Origin of the sequence: Stenotrophomonas sp. GD03877, from assembly GCF_029840555.1 — a bacterium.
In the GTDB taxonomy this organism is placed as follows: domain Bacteria; phylum Pseudomonadota; class Gammaproteobacteria; order Xanthomonadales; family Xanthomonadaceae; genus Stenotrophomonas; species Stenotrophomonas geniculata.
The window spans coordinates 18,736-36,239 of sequence record NZ_JAOCCT010000045.1 but is presented as its reverse complement, the minus strand read 5'-3'; the positions used below and the strand labels follow the sequence as shown (position 1 = coordinate 36,239).

The following is a 17,504-nucleotide window of genomic DNA, read 5'->3' as shown; positions in this document are numbered from 1 at the left end:
GTCTGTAGATCCACGCCAGGCGTGGATGGGGTTACGCTGCAGCCCCACGCTCACTGGTGATCCGCGCACCCTCACGCATCACCAGCGTGACCGGGGTCTTCTCCACCACCTCCAGCAACCGCTGCCACTGCGCATCGCTCAGCTCGGCGCTGGCATGCAGCACGCGGTGCACGTGGAAGCGTCCATCCGCGTCACGTTCCGAGCGCAGCTCGGCATGGAATTCGCCCAGCTCCCAGCCCTTGCGCTGCGCGTACATGCGCAGGGTGATGGCGGTGCATGCCGCCAGCGAGGCCAGGTACAGGTCGAACGGTGCGAAACCCTTGCCCTGGCCGCCCAGCGAGGCGGGCTCGTCCGCATCCACATCGAAGCTGCCATTGCTGATGTGGTGCAGGTAGTTGTCGGCGGTCGAAACAATGCGTGCGTAGGCCATCGGGATCTCCTGTTGTCTGTAGGGCCGAGTCATGTTCGGCCAATCCCACTGTGGCGTCGAGCCATGCTCGGATCTGCCCTGCATGGATGATGTGGGCGGCGGCGGCTTGCCGCCTGCGGCCCGGCAGCCCACAATCCACGTCCGGACCGTCGCCATCACGCCCATCATTCCCCGGTCCGGCCTTGGCACCTATGTCTCCCAATGCCCTGGCGCTGGTCGAACTGCTGATCCGCGAGCGCCGTGCGTTGTCTCGCTTCATCGCGCGCTATCTCGACCCGGCCAGTACCGAGGACACGCTGCAGAACCTGTACCTGAAGGCCAGCAGCGTACCCGGCGATCCCCCCATCCTCGAGCCGCGCGGTTATCTGTACCGGATGGCTTACCATCACGCGCTCAACCGCAGCCAGGCGGATGCCCGCGAGCGGCGCGCGATGGCCGAGTACGCCGTCGACATGGCCGATGCAGGCCATGATGGCGAGGCCCAGGTGCTGGACCAGGCGCAGCTGCGCGAGATCACCCAGACCATCCTGGCCCTGCCGGCCCAGGTGCGCGAGTGCTTCGTGCTCAACCGCTACCTGGGCCTGAGCGAGCGCGAGATCGCCGCGCGCCTCGGCATTTCCAAGAGCGTGGTCGGCAAATACGTAATGCGCGCGGCACTGTTGATCCAGCAGCACCAGCAGGCAACACGCCGATGAGCCGTGATTGCCGTGGGCAGATCGCGCCCGCCGTTGTCACAACAGGAAGGCGCACCCGTTCGCGGTGCGGCAGGCCACAACCATGACCACGTCCGAACCCTCGCCGCGTCAGGCCAGGCAGGCGTTGCGCTGGGTGATCCGGTGCAGTGCAGGCCCGCTGCCGGAACGCCAGCAACGAACCCTGCAGCGCTGGCTGCAGGCGAATCCCCGCCACGCGTTGGCATGGCGCCAGCAGCAGGCCTTCTGGCAGGGCCTGGATGCCGCCGGGCCCGAGGTGCTGGCCGCGCTGCCCGGGTTGACGGCTGATCGCCAAGGGTTGCGCCCGATCGCGTCGCGCCGCCGCCTGCCGTGGCTGCTGGCCAGTGCTGCCGCAGTGGTGCTGATGGTTGCCGCTGCGCCACACGCGCTGCTGCTGGCACGCAGTGACCTGCACAGCAGCGATGCACCGCGCATGGTGCAGTTGGAGGACGGCAGCACCGCGGTACTCGACGCCGGCACCGCACTGGCGATTGAATTCGATGGCCAGCAGCGCCACCTTCGTCTGCTGCGCGGCCAGGCCTGGTTCCAGGTAGCGCACGAGGCGCGCCCGTTCCAGGTGGAGGCGGCGGGCGGCCAGATCCGTGACATCGGCACGGCCTTCAGCGTGTCGATGCAGGACACCACGGTCCTGACCCAGGTCAGCGAGGGCGGGGTCGATGTGCGCCCGGGTGATGGCAGTGTGCAGCGCCTGCATGCCGGGCAGGCACGTGTGTTCCGTGACGGTCGCTGGCTGCAGCCGGTGCAGCTGGAAGATACCGCGACCATGGCGCCGTGGCGGCGTGGCGAGGTAGTGATCGACGATCAGCTGGCCGCGCAGGCCATCGCCGATCTGGCGCGCTACCGTCGTGCTCCGGTCTGGGTACTGGGCGGGCAGGGCGCGAGCGTGCGGGTCAGTGGCCTGTTCCACCTGCAGCAATCGGAGACCGCCATCAATGCGGTGGCCGCGCAGGCAGGACTGCGTGTGCAGCGCTTGCCCGGCGGAGCGCTGGTGGTGTGGTGAGGTGCCTGCGGCACAGCGCACAGCGCCCCACATGGAAAAAAAACATGAAAAAACCGTGGGCACTCGCTGTGCCCTGCTGTCTATAGAGGTATAGCCAGAGCGAAACACCGTTTCTCCTCAAGCCAGACATGCCACCGGCACTGGATGTGCCCGTGGTTCCGCCACGCTTGAGGAGTTCCTGTCCATGCCGTCCACGGCATCCGCCTGTCATCGTCGCGCCACCGTCCTGGCTCTTGCCATCTCCACCGCATTGCTGCCGCTGGCCTGGGTGCCGGCCGTGCAGGCGCAACCGGTGGTCGTCGCACCGTTGCGCCAGTACACCATTCCGGAACAGCCCCTGGCCGACGCCGTGCGTGCCTTTGGCCGCCAGGCCGATGTGCAGGTGGTGTTCCGCAGTGACCTGGTGGAGGGCCGCCGCTCCAGTGCAGTGAGTGGTGAGTACAGCCAGATGCAGGCACTGCAGCAGCTGTTGCGCGGCAGCGGCGTGCGTGCACAGCGCGGCATGGACGGTACCTGGAGCCTGCGGGCCGCAGCGGAGGCGGGTGAGGGGGAAGGGGTGCGGGTGACCAAAACACTGGACGTGGCCGGTCGCCTGCAGTCGGAAGGGGGCGAGGCGCGTGATCGGCGCGGCTACGATGATGTGTTCGCGCTGGACCTGACCACGGCGTATTCGGGGCGCGACCGGGTGGAGCGCTATCGCGGCTCCAACCCGGCCGACGTGGTAAAGGATCTGGTCGGTGTGTTCAGTGGCGATGCGCGCAACAGCGGCGCGCTGGACATCAACATCCGCGGCATCCAGGGGCCGGGGCGGGTGCCGGTCAGCATCGACGGTGGCGAACAGGCGCTCACGGTCTGGCGCGGCTATAACGGCGTCAGCAACCGCAATTACATCGATCCCAACCTGATGGGTGGCATCCAGGTCATCAAGGGGCCAGGGCTGGTGCGCGATGTGCACAGCGGGATCGGTGGCGCGCTGGTGATCAAGACCATCGACGTCGATGACATCGTGGAAGCGGGTGAGCGCTTCGGCGGGGAGCTGAAGATCGAAGGCAGCAGCAATGCGGTGGCGCCACGCCTGCCGCGGCTGCACACCGGCGAGGATTACCGCACCGTGCCGGGGTTTCCGCAGGGCTCGCCGAACTCGCCCTACGACGACCGCACCCTGGTGGTGCCGGTGAAGTCGCGCAGTGGCAACAACCCCCTCGATGGCGAGGACCAGGCCTGGCGCCTGGCGCTGGGCGTGCGTGGCGACAACGTCGACCTGATGGCCGCCTACGCCTGGCGCAAGCGCGGCAACTACTTCTCCGGGACCCAGGGCAGCGCCTACTACGACCAGGACCGGCGCGAGCAGTTCGAGTGCCAGGGCATCGACTACATCACCACGCTGGCGCGCTACTTCAAGCCCGGCGATGAAGTGCCCAATACTTCCAGCGAACAGGAGTCCTGGCTGGTCAAGGGCAGCTGGCAGATCAACGATGACCAGCAGTTGAAGGCGACCTGGCGGCGAACGCTGTCGCACTACGGCGAGATCATGCCGTCGCGCATCCTGTCGGCACCGGACTATGGGCGCATCCAGTGGCCGCTCAGCCGGGTTGCGTCCGATGCCTGGAACCTGGAGTACCGCTTCCAGCCGGCCGGCAGCCGCTGGCTGGACCTCTACGCCAACCTGTGGCGCACAGAGACGGACAGCGATACCTACACCGCAGGCGGCTTTCCGAACTTCGCCCCGGGCAATCCGGACTGGAATGCCGGCGCCAGCCCGATTCTGCGCAACACCGCGCTGGCAAATGCGATCAACGACCGGACCGGCCTGACCCTGAGCAACCGCTTCGCCCTGCATTCGACCCTGGACCTGACCGTGGGCGGCAACTGGCAATACGAGAAGCTCGGTTCGCGCGACCCGTATTTCGGCCCGTCCGACGGCTGGCGCATGTACCCGCGTGCCGGCCGTCGCCAGGAGGGCGAGGGCTACCTCACGCTGGAATGGCGTCCGGTCGACTTCCTGACCCTCAATGCCGGCGTGCGTTACAGCCGTTACTGGGCGTTCGACGACTTCCTGCAGGCCCACCCGGAACTGCAGACGACCTCGATCGTGCCGCGCGAAGCGCAGTACCGGGTGAATGAACTGCCACCGCGGCCGGACAGCCTGCAGGGCGAGATCGACGCACTCGAGAGCGAGCGGGAATTCTGGGACAGCATCGGCATGGGCTGGATCGTCGATCAGTCGCTGGCCGACCTGCTGCGCAAGTACGAGACACCCAGGGAGGTCCAGCACGGCGTTCCCTGGTTGCCCGATGCAAACGGCAACTACAGCCGAGCCACCAATCCCTGCCTCAACGGCCAGGTCGCCGCCATCCCCGGGCTGCTGCCGATGGTCCTCGGCACCGACATCCGCTGCAGGATCGGGGGCGGGGCGATGCAGTCGGTGGCCGGGCGCAACGAACGGCACCGCGATCACGCCTGGTTGCCGACGTTCTCGGCGACGGTGCGTTTCTCGCCGGCCGCTCGTGCCTATCTGCGCTACAGCGAGGCGGTGCGCTTCCCCAGCATGTTCGAAAGCACCATTGCGTTCTCCAGCAGCCTCAATCCGCTGTATCCACTCAAGCCGGAGCATGCCTACAACTACGAGCTGGGGTACGTGCACAACCTCTCCGGGCTGTTCGGCAACACCGCCGATGCCGACGTCAAGCTGGCCTACTACGTGCACAAGACCCGCAATGTCATCGAGCGTGATGCGTACTTCATGTTCGACAACATCGACAAGCAGACCATCCGCGGCATCGAGCTGCAGGCGCGCTTCGACAACCGGCGCTTCTTCACCGATCTGGGCATCAGCCGCATCCTTGAAAACGAAGTCTGCGATGAAAGCTCGGCGGTACGGCTGGATGCGGACCAGGGGCGGGTGCCCAACTGCGTCCAGGATGGCTTCGTCAGCGGCTATCTGCTGACCCAGGCCACGCCGAAGCTGTCGGTGAACTGGTCACTCGGCACCCGCCTGTTCGATGAGCGCCTGGAGCTGGGCAGCCGCATCGTGCACTACCAGCGGCACGACAATCCGGACCTGCAGGCCTACCGCGACCGACTGATCGCCGGGGGCAGCAGCCTGCTCTGGCAGAACGTGCCCTTCACCTGGGGAAACATCACCACGGTGGATGCCTACGCCCGCTGGCGCTTCAACCAGCACGCCAGCGTCGAGCTGGTCGGCAGCAATCTCGGCAACCGCTATTACGTCGACCCGGCAACACGCTCAACGCTTCCGGCACCGGGCCGCACGATCAAGCTTGGCATCACCGCGCGCTTCTGAGTCCGCATTCGACAGGGAGAATCAACCGTGAAACAGCCCCGCACCCTTGTACTTTCGATCGGCCTGCTGGCTTCCATGCCGGTCATGGCTGCCGACATCGCTGGCGGGCAGAGCCCGGCCCAGGACGGCGTCCATTACATCAACGCAGGCGAATCGACACTCAATGCCGGTCCGCACCGTTCCGGTCGCGCAGGCGTTTCGTTGGGGCCGTATGCCAACGCGGCGCGAGTGGACGTGGCCAGCCTGGTGCCCTACGCCACCACGGTGGTGCGTGGCGCAACCACGGTCCGCACGCTGGGCCCGGACGCAGGCCTGCCGTTCGCCACCGCTGGCGTGGGCCACTTCAGCTTCGTGCAGGTGGGCAATGCAGATGTCTGGTTCGGTGAATGGTCATCCAGCGGCGCGCAGGCGGGCTTCAATCACCGCCAGGTGTTCTTCGTCGGTGACCGTGCCGGTACTTCGCTGCCAGCAGGCATCGTGACCTACACCTTGGCTGGCATCAACCGCTTTGATGGCAGCGGCGTGCTGGAAGGTGCACTGCGGGCGAATTTCGATACCGGCACCGTTACCGCCGGCCTGGTCGGGACCGGATACAGGCTCGCCGCGAGCGGCACGCTGGATCGCGCCACCGGTGCGTTCAGCGGTTCGGCCATCGCCAATGGTTCGATCATCGGTACCAGCAGCGGCCAGTTCTTCGGCGCCGGTGCCAGTGCGGTGACCGGCATCGCAACCTTTGCCGGCAACAGCCAGTTCGATACGTCCTTCGGCGGTCAGCGCAACTGATCCGCCGCCGTTCCTTTTTGTGTTGTACCCGTAGTTCCCTCAACCCAAGGAGCAATACCATGAAAATGATCAACCGTTCCCTGTTGGCCGTCGCCGCTGCACTGGCCCTGGCCGGCACTGCGCAGGCGGCCGACATCGTCGGCGCTGCCAGCCCGGCGACCGATGCGCAGCTGTACGTCAAGGTGGGTGCGTCGGAAGTCAACGGCGGCCCGCACTCGGCCGGCAAGGCCGGTATCGGCGTTGGCACCGTGTCCAATGCCAAGCCGGTCGATTTCCAGGGCCTGGCGGCCTACTCGGCCCCGACCACCGTCAATGGTGTCACCGTACGCACACTGGCCATGCCGATCACCGGTACCCCGGGCAGCCATTCCGGCATGGGCCACTTCAACTTCGTCAAGGTCGGCAGCGGCGATGTGTGGTTCGGTGAGTGGTCCAAGGATGGCGCCGCTGGTGGCTTCAACAACCGCCAGGTCTATTTCGTCGGTGACCGTGCCGGCACCACGCTGCCGGCCGGCGTGGCCACCTACAGCATGGCAGGCCTGAACAAGTTCAATGGCAGCAACCTGCTGTCGGGTACCTTCCGCGCCAACTTCGGCAATGGCACCCTGCTCGGTGGCCTGAACGGTGGCGGCCTGTCGATCAACGTCAACGCCAACATCAACAGCGCCAACGCCTCGTTCGCCGGCACCGCCACCGCCAACGGCAGCGTTGCCGGCACCACCCAGGGCCAGTTCTTCGGCGCCAACGCGGCCACCCTGGCCGGTATCGCCACCTTCAGCGGCAACAGCCAGTACGACACCGCCTTCGGCGGCAGCAAGAACTGATCGCCACGCCCCTGACGGGGCAGGGCAGGGACAAGCCGCGATCCGCCAGTCCCTGCTTCGGCCCGCTGCATGCACCACCACGGATCGACCATGCGCCATTCCATCTTCCTTGTCGTACTGCTGTTGGCTGCCACCGAGGTGCGCGCCCAGCAGGACGATCTTCGTCGTGTGCTTGAACAGGGCACCGAACTGCGCCACCAGCAGCAGGACCAGCAGCGCCTGCAGCAGGCCGAGTCGGAGCGGCCGACCATCACCATCGACGGCCAGACGCTGCGCGTGGAGCGCACCGTCGATGATCTTGGCCAGGCCCTTTACCTCTCTCTGCAGCATCAGCAATGGCAGGCCGCCGCTGCGTTCCTCGATGAGTACATCGAACTGCCGGGGCATGACCCCCTGCTGCGCCACTATGCGCAGGGGGCGCTGGCGCGGGTGGCGGGCGACCATCGTCGCGCGGCGATGGAGTACGAAGCGCTGCTGGCGGCGCAGCCGGATTTCCTGCCGGCCCGCCTCGAGCTGGCACGTGTCTATGCGGAAGACCAGCGCGATCGCGATGCGGCCGCGCTGTTCACAGCCATCGCTGCAGGCATCAATGCCGATGATCCGGCCACGGCCGGCGTCCGCGCGCGCGTGGACGGTTACCTGGGTGCCCTGCAGGCGCGCCAGCGCTGGAAAGGCGCGCTGTCCGCCGGCCCGGCATGGAGTGACAACATCAACCGCAGTTCGGCCAGTCGCACCTGCCTGTTCGGCGTGGGCGACGCCTGCATCATCGAACGGAAACTGCCGGACGCCCAGCGCGCGGCGGGCCTCGACTACGACGCCAGCCTGGAACGGCGCTGGGTGCTCGGCGGGCATCATGGGCTGTACGTGCGCGGTCTCGCCTTCGGCCAGGCATGGCGCGGGCACAGTGCGTACAACGAGCTCAATGCCAACGTGCAGGCGGGTTACAGCTGGCGTAGTGCACGGCAGACCGTGATGCTCGCCCCCAGCTATGACTACCAGGCCCTGGGCAACCATGCGCTGCAGGGCGGCAGTGGCGTGCACGCGGAATGGCAGTACGCCCTGGATGCACGCAGCCTGCTCAAGCTGGAGGCTGACTGGAAGCGCCAGCGCTATCGCCAGCAGGGCCTTGCCAGCAACTACGACGGCGAGCTGGCATCGCTGTACGCCACCTGGTTCCGCGCGCTCAATCCACGCTGGACGGTCTTCGCCGGGCTGGATGTCACCGACAGCAGCGCAGCCGACCCGGCCAACGGCTACCGCCAGCGCGGCCTGCGGCTGGGCGCGGCGCGGCAGTGGAGTGGCACCACGGCCACCGTATTCGTGTCGCTGCGCCAGCGCGACTACGACACCTGGAGTCCGTTGCTGGAGGCGCGCAGGCAGGACGACGAACAGAACCTGATCGCCATCGTGCGCAGCGAGCGCTTGGCCGTGGCCGGGCTGGTACCCAGCCTGAGCCTGCGCTACGCGCGCATCGACAGCAACGTCGGCTGGCTGTACAGCCACGACCGCAGCCTGCTCAGCCTGAAGTGGGAACGGGCCTTCTGAACGCGGCGTTGCAATGCCGCGGTGAACGCGCCGTGGCCGCGACCTTCATCCATCATCACGCGCTCTTGTAGCCCGGTTCGCGCATCCTGCGGGCGTTGCGGCAGAGGTGGGCCGCGTGTATCGAGGAGCGCCGGTCGTGCTGGAAGCGGGCAACAAACCAGAGGGCCTGAAAGGGCTGCGTGTACTGGTGGCGGAGGATGAATTCGCCATCGCGATGTTCCTGGTCGACTATCTGGAGCTGAAAGGCGCACAGGTGGTGGGGCCTGCCGGTGACCTGCAGGCGTTGGGGCAGCTGGTCGATACCCATCCCATCGATGTGGCGTTGCTGGACATCAACCTGGGCGGTGAGCAGGTCTATCCGCTGGCCGATCGGCTGGCCGAGGCGGGTACCCCCTTCCTGCTGACCTCCGGTTACGACGACAACCTGCCCAGCCGCTTCGCCAGCGCGCCGCGCTGTACCAAGCCTTATCACATCGAAACCCTGGTGCAGCAGCTGGCCGGGCTGGTGGCGGCGCCGCAGGTCTCTGCGGGCATCGCCTGATTGCGCGGCATGTCGCGCCGTCCTGAAGGCATCCACGCCGCCACGCTGCGTGGCGGGATGCCACCTGCGCCGCGCCTGCATGCGCGCCACGATGGCATGGCCGCGCGTATCGCCCGCCATGACTGGTCATCCACGCCCTTGGGTGCCTGCGCGCAGTGGCCGCCCCACCTGCGCGCCACCGTCGACCTGATGCTGGCCCATGGCTTCCCGATGATCGTGCTGTGGGGCGAGCAGCTGGTGCAGCTCTACAACGATGGCTATGCCGAGATCCTGGCCGACAAGCATCCCGGTGGACTCGGCCAGCCGACCCGCGAGTGCTGGCCCGAGGTCTGGCACATCAACGGGCCGCTCTATACCCGGGTTTGGCAGGGCGAGACGCTCACCTTCGAGGACAAGCTGTATCCGCTGGTCCGCCGGGGGCGTCTGGAGGACATCTGGTTCACCATCACCTACAGCCCGATCCGTGGTGAGGAAGGGCGCATCAACGGCGTGCTGGTGACGATGTTCGAGACCACCGCCGCGCATCTGGCGCGGGCCGCGCGCGAGCGCGAGGAACTGCGGCGGCGCGAGAGCGAGCGACGCCTGGAACTGGCCTTCAGGATGCTGCCGGTCGGCCTGTGCATCGTCGATCTGCAGGGCCGCATGCTGCTGTCCAACGACCAGATGCGTGCCTACCTGCCCAGCGGCAAGGTGCCTTCCACCGATGAGGCCAACCTGCATCGCTGGCGTGGCTGGCATGCCGACGGTAGCGCCATCGGGCCGGAGGATTTCGCCATCGCCCGTGCGATGCGCGGCGAGACCGTGGTGCCGGGGCTGGAGTTCCAGTACCTGCACGACGATGGCCGCGCGCGCTGGACCCGGGTCGCGGCCGCGCCCCTGCGCGATGGCGATGGCGAGGTCAGCGGGGTGTTCGCCATCGCCGTGGACATCGACGATCTCAAGCGTGCCGCCGAGCGCCAGTCGGTGTTGCTGGCGGAGCTGCAGCACCGGGTGCGCAACATCATGTCGACCATCCATGCCATTGCCTGGCGGACCCGCGAGTCGGTCAGCAGTGTGGATGAATACGCCGAACGGTTGTGCGGGCGACTGATGTCGCTGGCACGCACGCAGAGCCTGCTGACCCGTGGCGCCAATGCCGGGGTCTGCCTGCGTGGCATGATCGATGAGGAGATCGCGGCGCAGACGCCAGCAGCGGCCGCCTACCGCCTGCAGGGCGAGGACGTGCTGCTGCCGCCGAAGGCGGCCGAAGTGCTGTCCTTGGCGATCCACGAATTGGCGACCAACGCCCTGCGGCATGGTGCGCTGACCCATGAGGACGGCCGGATCGACGTGTCCTGGCACCTGCAGGTGCAGGACGGGCAGCCGTGGCTGGGGCTGCACTGGTGTGAACGCCATGCCACCGTGGAAGACTGGGAGCTGCCCCGGCAGCGTGGCCTTGGCCGGGCGCTGATCGAGCAGCGCGTGCCGTACGAGCTCGCCGGCAGCGGCGAGCTGCGCTTTGGCCCCCAAGGCCTGGATGCCTGGATCCGCTTCCCGCTGCGCGAGCGCGACAGCCTGCTGCAGACTGATGCTCCGGAAGCAGCGGCGGGCGGTTCCGGCAGGTAAAGGTCCATTTATCCCCAATTGGGCCAAATTGGGTATAGTGGCCATTATCCACCCTGCCCGGAGCCGTGCCATGACCCTGCCGCTGGATCTGCCTGGCCTCGAGAAGGCCCCAGCCTCGTCGGTGAAGACCCGGGGCTGGCCGAGCCTGATGCGTACCGTGCGCGAGAAGCAGGCGCTGGTCATCACCAACCACAACCACCCCGAAGCGGTGATCGTGGACATCCGCACCTACCAGGAGCTGCTGGCCAAGGCCGCCGGCAGCGATGCCGGTGAGCGCAGTGAAGAACTGCTGCGCCTGCGCGGCGAATTCGACCAGACTCTGGCTGGCCTGCAGCGCGGTGAGGGGCTGGGCAAGGTGCTGGGCCAGCCGATCCGCCGCGGCCGCAAGGTCACCCTCGGCCGTCCGCTCTGACCGATGGGGCGGATCCTGGTGCTGGCCGGCGTCAACGGCGCCGGCAAGAGTTCGCTGCTGGGAACCTGGCTGGAAGCCGAAGGGCTGGGCTGGTTCAACCCCGATTCGTTCACCCGCCGCCTGGTAGAGGCGGGCTGGCCGCTGCCCGACGCCAATGCCGAGGCCTGGCAGGAAGGCACCCGCCGCCTGCGCCAGGCCATGGCCGATGGCACGGACTTCGCCTTCGAGACCACGCTGGGCGGCAACACCATTCCGCGCCTGCTGCGCGAGGCCTGCGAGCACCATCACGTCGCGATCTGGTTCTGTGGCCTGGCCACGGTGGACCTGCACATTGCCCGTGTTGCAGCGCGGGTGGCCGCCGGCGGCCATGACATTCCGGTGGAGAAGATCCACGCCCGCTTCGATTCGGCACGCGAGAACCTGCTGGAACTGCTGCCACACCTGGCCGAGCTGCATGTCTACGACAACAGCGCTCCCGCCGACGCCGACGGCTGCGTCGAGCCGCTGCCGGTGCTGGCGATGGCGCACGGCCAGCTGCAGTACCCGGTCTCGGTGGCCGAGCTGCTGCACACGCCGGACTGGGCCAAACCCATCGTGATGCGTGCGATGGAGTTGAACGCTGCGCGCGATTGAGGGCGCGTACGTTGTAGAGCCGAGCCCACGCTCGGCTGATCCCTCGAAAGGCAGCCGCGCGCGGGCTTGGCCGTACAACAACGCCGGCTTCGCTGAGCCTCAGGCCGGCTTTACCTGCTCAGGCTCCGCAGTCTCCGGCAGTGGCGGCAGGCTCGGGTCCACCGTCACCGGCACATCGCTCTTCAGCAGTGCGGCGGCTTCCTTGTCGCTGCCGACCGCCGGCGGTGAACCGCGCAGCGGCAGGCCAGCGGTCTCCTTCACGAACAGCATGGTGACCAGGCCGATCACTGCCGCGCCCATCAGGTAGTAGGCCGGCACCAGTGGATCGCCGGTACGTTCCACCAGCCATGCGGTCACCAGTGGCGTGGTGCCACCGAACAGCGACACCGACACATTGAAGGCGATCGACAGTGCGCTGTAGCGCACCGGGGTATAGAACAGCGCCGGCAGCGTGGACGGCATCGAGCTGGTGAAGCACACCAGTGCCAGGCCCAGCAGCATCAGGCCGAGGAAGATCAGCCAGTCGTTGCCGCTGCCGATCAGCAGCAGGCAGGGTACGGCCAGCACCAGCAGCGCGATGCAGGCACCGATGATCATCGGGCGGCGGCCAAGCTTGTCACTGAACAATCCGCCGACGATGTTCAGCGGCATCATCACCAGCATCACGATGATGATCAGCAGCAGGCCCTTGCTCTCGGCATAGCCCATGGTGACGCTGAGGTAGCTGGGCATGTAGGTCAGCAGCATGTAGTCGGTCACGTTGAACACCAGCACCAGGCCCATGCAGACCAGCAACTGGCGGCCATGTACCTGGAACAGCGCGGCGAGCCCGGGCCGGTCGTGCTCGCGCTTCTCGGCTTCCTCGGCGAAGCTGCGGAAGGCCGGCGTTTCCTCCAGTTTCATGCGCATGTACAGGCCGAGCAGGCCCAGCGGGCCGGCCACCAGGAATGGAATGCGCCAGCCCCAGTCCAGCATCTGTCCGCTGCTCAACAGCATGTGCAGCGCGGTCACGGTTCCGGCGCCGGCGATGTAGCCGCCCAGCGTGCCGAACTCCAGCCAGCTGCCCATCAGGCCGCGGTTGCGGTCGGTGGAATACTCGGCGATGAAGGTGGCCGCACCGCCGTACTCGCCGCCGGTGGAGAATCCCTGCACCACACGTGCCAGCAGCAACAGCACCGGTGCCCAGATGCCGATGCGCTCGTAGGAGGGAATCAAGCCGATCGAGAACGTGCCCAGCGCCATCAGGATCATGGTGAACGCCAGCACTTTCTGGCGCCCATAACGGTCGCCGAGCGGGCCGAACACCAGGCCGCCGAGTGGACGCACCAGGAATGCCACGGTGAAGGTGGCGAAGGCGGCGATCACCTGTGCCGTGGGGTTGCTGGACGGGAAGAACACCTGGCCGATGGTGACGGCCAGATAGCCGTAGACACCGAAGTCGAACCACTCCATGGCATTGCCAAGTGCGGCGGCGCCCACGGCGCGCTTGAGCATGGGCTTGTCGACGACGGTGATCTCATCGACCTTCAGGTGGCGGCGGCGTTTGAACCAGCCGAAGTGGGCATGGGAATCGGGCGTGTCCTGCATAGGGGCTCCCTTGTAGGTATGGAATAGGGGAATGGGTGCTGTGGTGTGTCCCGGAAATCGGAAACGGCGATGCAGGCGCAAGTGGCGCAGGGGCATCGGAAGGCGGCGTGGGGGCCGGGGAATGTGTGCAGGCGCAACGCCACGCGCACGGCAAAGCACCGCCGCAGGGGCGGAGACGCGAAAACGGGATCACAGCGGCCGCGCAGTCAGCGGCCAGGTATCACATCAGCGTAGGGGGTGCAGGCAGAGCGCCTGCGGGCGTCATCCGCCGGGATCCAGCGCGAGGCGATGGAAATGCAGGGCGGGAGCATTCGTGGCAAGCGAAGCGCCGGTCGGCAGTGCTTCCCACATAACAGGTGCGCCCGTCACGTAGTGGGTCGTGTCGATCATCCGTTCATCATAACGGCATCGGCGTGAGCATGCAGCGAAGCAGGCTGATCTGCACGCTGTGTTCCACCTCGCCTGTTCAGAAGGCTCAGGCCGACTTCGCCACCAAACCGAACACCGTGCAGGCCATCGCCAGGGCGCCCGGCAGTGCCAGTTTTCGCGTGACCAGTGCGGCGCCGATCATGGTGAGCACCGAGAGCATGATGGCCAGGGCGAAGAACGGTTGGCCCTGCAGGAACTGGTGGATGCAACCGGCACAGCCGGCAATGGCCAGGCTGGTGGCAAAGCAGACGTGGAACAGTGAGCCAGCGTACACAGAGGTTCCTCGCGATGATGGAGGCCATAGCGGCAGGCAGCCGGACAAATTTAGCGCTGATTGCAGATTGCGATGACGGGATCACATCCTGTACGCGCTCTGGTGACATCGGCGCGCATAAGGTGGGGCGCACACCCACTTTTCGGATTGATGGAGGATGCAATGGCGCGGACGATTCCCGAAGGAGCCCTGATCGTGGTAGCCGACGGTGGTTCGGCACGGGTGTTCACCAACGTGGGCAGCAACCACCAGTTGACCTTGAAGCAGGAAGGCGAACTGCGCCTGCAGGACATCAGCGAGCAGGGCGTATCCGGGCAGGGGCCTGCGGGTGCAGTGCCGAAGGACATGTCGGTCTCGCAGCTCAACGAGGCGACGTTCGCCAAGCAGGTGGCCGAACAGCTCAACGAAGATGCCTTGAAGAACCGCTATGCGCACCTGGTGTTGATCGCCGACCCGACCACGCTGGGTCGCATTCGTCCGCTGCTGCATAAAGAGGTCCAGGCGCGATTGCTCGGGGATATTGCCAAGGATCTGACCAACGCGCCGTTGGAAGACATCCAGAAGGCACTGGCGGCGTAGCGCTCATGCCGTTCATGCGTGATCACCTTGCGAACGAGCCCACCTCTGCGGAGGTGGCGGCGCAGCCTAGCTGGCAGGTGCTGGAGTTCGGTGCGCCCTGGTGTGGTCATTGCCAGGCCGCGCAGCCTGCGTTGCAGGGCTTTGTCGAAGCGAACGATCTGCCGCATTGGAAGATCGAGGATGGCAAGGGAAGGCCGTTGGGGCGAGCGTTCAAGGTAAAGCTGTGGCCGACGGTGGTGCTGCTGCGCGATGGAGAAGAGATCGCGCGGGTGGTAAGGCCGCTGGGCAGCGCGGATCTCATGTCGTTGCAGAGCGCGCTTCCCGGTTGAAGATTGAACCGGGCGTGGGAAGCCGGGCAGTCGCACTGCAGCATGCGGCGTGGCAGGCCCGGTGCTAGGATCCGGCTATCACCTGAATCGATCCAAATGCCGATGCCCACGCTGGACCGTCGTCTCCTGATCGCTGTCGCCGCCACGGCGATGTTCGCTTCCGGCCTGGCGTCGGCCGCGCCTGCCAGAACCGCCGCCGACAAGGCCTATGCCTCGGTCGACCCGTTCATTGGTACGGGTGGTGAAGGCCACACTTACCCGGGTGCCACGGTGCCGTTCGGCATGGTCCAGCTCAGCCCGGACACACGCATCCAGCCACGCGAAAAGGCCTATGGCTGGGCAGCCGGCTACCGCTACGGCGACAGCAGCATCGTCGGCTTCTCGCACACGCATTTTTCCGGCACTGGCCATTCCGATCTGGGCGACATCCTGCTGATGCCGTTCACCGGCAGTCCCGGCCTGGAGCGTGGCGATCCTGAGAAGCCAGGCAGCGGCTATGCCTCTCGCTTCCGCCATGACGATGAGAAGGCCGAGCCGGGCTACTACGCCGTCACCCTGGACGACTACAAGGTGCGCGCCGAGCTGACCACCAGTGCGCGCGTGGGCGTGCATCGCTACGCCTTCCCCAAGGGCGCCGACGCCAAGGTGCTGCTGGACATGCGCACCAGCATGTACGACTACCCGGGCAAGGTGCTGTGGTCGCGGCTGCGGGTGCGCGCCGATGGTACCGTGACCGGCTTCCGGGAGACGCGCGGCTGGGCGCCAGGTCGCCAGCTGTACTTCGCGATGCGCTTCTCGCGGCCGCTTTCCGGGCATGAGCTGCACAACACCGAGCAGGACATCGTCTACAAGGGCTTCCCGCCGCCGGGCGAGAAGGATCCAGCGCAGCGCGCACAGGTCGAGGGCCGCCAGCTGGTCGGTACCTTCGCATTCGGCAAGCTGGATGCACCGCTGGTGGTCAAGGTCGCGATCTCGCCGGTCAGCGAAGCCGGCGCCATTGCCAACCTCGACGCGGAAGTGGCCGACTTTGATTTCGACCGCGTGCGTGCGCAGGCGAAACAGGAATGGACGCAGGCGCTGTCGGTGCTCGATATCGATGCGCCCGAGCACGCCCGCCGCAGTGCCTATACCGCGCTGTACCACACCCTGCTGGGGCCGACGCTGTTCATGGATGCCGATGGCCAGTACCGCGGGCCGGACAATGCCGTGCACAAGGCCGAGGGCTACACGAACTATTCCACGTTCTCACTGTGGGACACCTACCGTGCGCTGCACCCGTTGCTGACGCTGGTGCAGCCGGAGAAGCGCAACAGCGACTTCGTCAATTCGATGCTGGCCCACCACGAGCACAGCCCCTACGGCATGCTGCCGGTGTGGTCGTTCCATGGCCTGGAAGACTGGTGCATGATCGGGTACCACGCGGTGCCGGTGATTGCCGATGCCTACGTGAAGGGCATTCGTGGCTTCGACGCCGACAAGGCACTGAAGGCGATGATCGAGACTGCCAACTACGGCCCCTATGACGGCATCGCGCAATACCGCGAGCTGGGCTATGTGCCGATCGACGAGGAAGGCGAGGCCGCCAGCAAGACGCTGGAGTACGCCTTCGATGACTGGACCATCGCGCGCATGGCGCAGGCGATGGGCAAGACCGATGTGGCGGCGACCTTCGACAAGCGTGCCGGCAACTGGCGCAATGCCTTCGACAAGGACACCGGCTTCATGCGTGCGCGCAAGCGCGATGGCAGCTTCCGCACTCCGTTCGACCCCAGCGCCAGCGGCTATGGCACCGACTACACCGAAGGCAACGCCTGGCAGTATTCGTGGTACGTGCCGCAGGATGTTGCCGGACTGGCAGCAGCGCACGGTGGCAGCGACAAGCTGCTCGCGCGCCTGGACGATGTATTCAACGCCAAGGTGGATCCGTCCATCTTCGAGCACATGGAAGACATCACCGGCCTGATCGGCTGGTATGCGCATGGCAACGAGCCCAGTCACCATGTGGCCTACCTGTATTCGTACGCTGGCCAGCCGTGGCGCACCCAGGCGCGCCTGAAGCAGATCATGGACACCCAGTACGCCGATCGCCCCGATGGCCTGGCCGGCAACGATGATGTCGGCCAGATGTCGGCGTGGTATGTGTTCACCGCCCTGGGCTTCTATCCGGTGGCCCCGGGCTCGGGCGAGTACATCCTCGGCCGCCCGTTCCTGCCGAAGACCGCGATGCGCCTGCCGAACGGCAAGGCGTTCACCATCGTGGCCGATGGGCTGGATGACAGGCACACCTACGTCGGCAACGTGAGCCTCAACGGCAAGCCGCTGCAGCGCACCTTCCTGCGCCATGACGAGATCCTGGCAGGTGGCGAGCTGCGTTTCACCATGCAGGCCGAGCCGAACAAGGATTGGCCGGGGCAGGGCGCGCAGGCGCCGTACTCGATGACGACGCCATAACGGTAGCGCCGGGCCATGCCCGGCGGACTGCATTGATGCGCCTT

At 66.6% G+C, this 17,504-nt stretch carries 17 protein-coding genes; 13 read left to right on the top strand and 4 right to left on the bottom strand.

Going from position 1 to position 17,504, the window contains the following annotated elements; genetic code table 11:
* Window positions 1–31 precede the first annotated feature (31 nt).
* Window positions 32–430 carry an OsmC family protein gene (locus N5D20_RS22655; RefSeq protein ID WP_049480979.1) on the bottom strand — a complete coding sequence of 133 codons (399 nt, stop codon included), beginning with the start codon at window positions 428–430 and terminating at the stop codon, window positions 32–34.
* Between the two features lie 191 nt (window positions 431–621).
* Here N5D20_RS22655 and N5D20_RS22650 point away from each other — a divergent pair, with 191 nt between their 5' ends.
* From N5D20_RS22650 to N5D20_RS22605, 10 genes are all read left to right on the top strand, one after another.
* Window positions 622–1,125 (top strand): RNA polymerase sigma factor, encoded by a 504-nt coding sequence (locus N5D20_RS22650; RefSeq protein WP_279915001.1) that lies wholly within the window; start codon window positions 622–624, stop codon window positions 1,123–1,125.
* Window positions 1,126–1,207: 82 nt separating this feature from the next.
* Window positions 1,208–2,164: a FecR domain-containing protein gene (locus tag N5D20_RS22645; protein WP_279915000.1), complete on the top strand. Its 957-nt coding sequence runs from the start codon at window positions 1,208–1,210 to the stop codon at window positions 2,162–2,164.
* A gap of 184 nt (window positions 2,165–2,348) precedes the next feature.
* Complete coding sequence (locus N5D20_RS22640) at window positions 2,349–5,468, top strand: TonB-dependent receptor (protein WP_279914999.1); 3,120 nt, start codon at window positions 2,349–2,351, stop codon at window positions 5,466–5,468.
* A 27-nt stretch (window positions 5,469–5,495) separates the two neighbouring features.
* Entirely contained in the window at window positions 5,496–6,251 is a 756-nt protein-coding gene (locus N5D20_RS22635) for a Slam-dependent surface lipoprotein (protein WP_010485368.1), read from the top strand.
* A 59-nt stretch (window positions 6,252–6,310) separates the two neighbouring features.
* A complete protein-coding gene (locus N5D20_RS22630) occupies window positions 6,311–7,075 on the top strand; it encodes a Slam-dependent surface lipoprotein (RefSeq protein ID WP_279914998.1) in 765 nt (254 codons plus the stop codon).
* Between the two features lie 90 nt (window positions 7,076–7,165).
* Window positions 7,166–8,620 carry a surface lipoprotein assembly modifier gene (locus N5D20_RS22625; protein ID WP_049455127.1) on the top strand — a complete coding sequence of 485 codons (1,455 nt, stop codon included), beginning with the start codon at window positions 7,166–7,168 and terminating at the stop codon, window positions 8,618–8,620.
* Window positions 8,621–8,756: 136 nt separating this feature from the next.
* Window positions 8,757–9,161: a response regulator gene (locus N5D20_RS22620; protein ID WP_019337750.1), complete on the top strand. Its 405-nt coding sequence runs from the start codon at window positions 8,757–8,759 to the stop codon at window positions 9,159–9,161.
* A 9-nt stretch (window positions 9,162–9,170) separates the two neighbouring features.
* Window positions 9,171–10,766, top strand: coding sequence for a PAS domain-containing protein (locus tag N5D20_RS22615; protein ID WP_099559532.1), 1,596 nt, complete (start codon window positions 9,171–9,173; stop codon window positions 10,764–10,766).
* 70 nt (window positions 10,767–10,836) lie between these two features.
* Window positions 10,837–11,178, top strand: coding sequence for a type II toxin-antitoxin system prevent-host-death family antitoxin (locus N5D20_RS22610; RefSeq protein ID WP_010485378.1), 342 nt, complete (start codon window positions 10,837–10,839; stop codon window positions 11,176–11,178).
* Between the two features lie 3 nt (window positions 11,179–11,181).
* Complete coding sequence (locus N5D20_RS22605) at window positions 11,182–11,811, top strand: hypothetical protein (RefSeq protein WP_010485380.1); 630 nt, start codon at window positions 11,182–11,184, stop codon at window positions 11,809–11,811.
* A 99-nt stretch (window positions 11,812–11,910) separates the two neighbouring features.
* Here the strand turns inward: N5D20_RS22605 and proP are convergent, their stop codons facing one another.
* The 3 genes from proP to N5D20_RS22590 form a co-directional block, all read right to left on the bottom strand.
* The gene (gene proP / locus N5D20_RS22600) at window positions 11,911–13,398 is read right to left on the bottom strand and encodes a glycine betaine/L-proline transporter ProP (protein ID WP_099559533.1); all 1,488 of its coding nucleotides are present in this window, start codon (window positions 13,396–13,398) and stop codon (window positions 11,911–11,913) included.
* Window positions 13,399–13,659: 261 nt separating this feature from the next.
* Entirely contained in the window at window positions 13,660–13,788 is a 129-nt protein-coding gene (locus N5D20_RS22595) for a hypothetical protein (protein ID WP_265349070.1), read from the bottom strand.
* 85 nt (window positions 13,789–13,873) lie between these two features.
* Window positions 13,874–14,101 (bottom strand): hypothetical protein, encoded by a 228-nt coding sequence (locus N5D20_RS22590; protein WP_019337747.1) that lies wholly within the window; start codon window positions 14,099–14,101, stop codon window positions 13,874–13,876.
* A 162-nt stretch (window positions 14,102–14,263) separates the two neighbouring features.
* Between N5D20_RS22590 and N5D20_RS22585 the strand changes: the two genes are divergently transcribed.
* The 3 genes from N5D20_RS22585 to N5D20_RS22575 all read left to right on the top strand — a co-directional run bounded on the left by N5D20_RS22585 (window position 14,264) and on the right by N5D20_RS22575 (window position 17,460).
* Window positions 14,264–14,680 (top strand): host attachment family protein, encoded by a 417-nt coding sequence (locus tag N5D20_RS22585; RefSeq protein WP_054171871.1) that lies wholly within the window; start codon window positions 14,264–14,266, stop codon window positions 14,678–14,680.
* Window positions 14,681–14,685: 5 nt separating this feature from the next.
* Window positions 14,686–15,009, top strand: coding sequence for a thioredoxin family protein (locus N5D20_RS22580; protein ID WP_279914997.1), 324 nt, complete (start codon window positions 14,686–14,688; stop codon window positions 15,007–15,009).
* Window positions 15,010–15,105: 96 nt separating this feature from the next.
* Window positions 15,106–17,460 carry a GH92 family glycosyl hydrolase gene (locus N5D20_RS22575; RefSeq protein ID WP_279914996.1) on the top strand — a complete coding sequence of 785 codons (2,355 nt, stop codon included), beginning with the start codon at window positions 15,106–15,108 and terminating at the stop codon, window positions 17,458–17,460.
* Window positions 17,461–17,504: the final 44 nt, after the last annotated feature.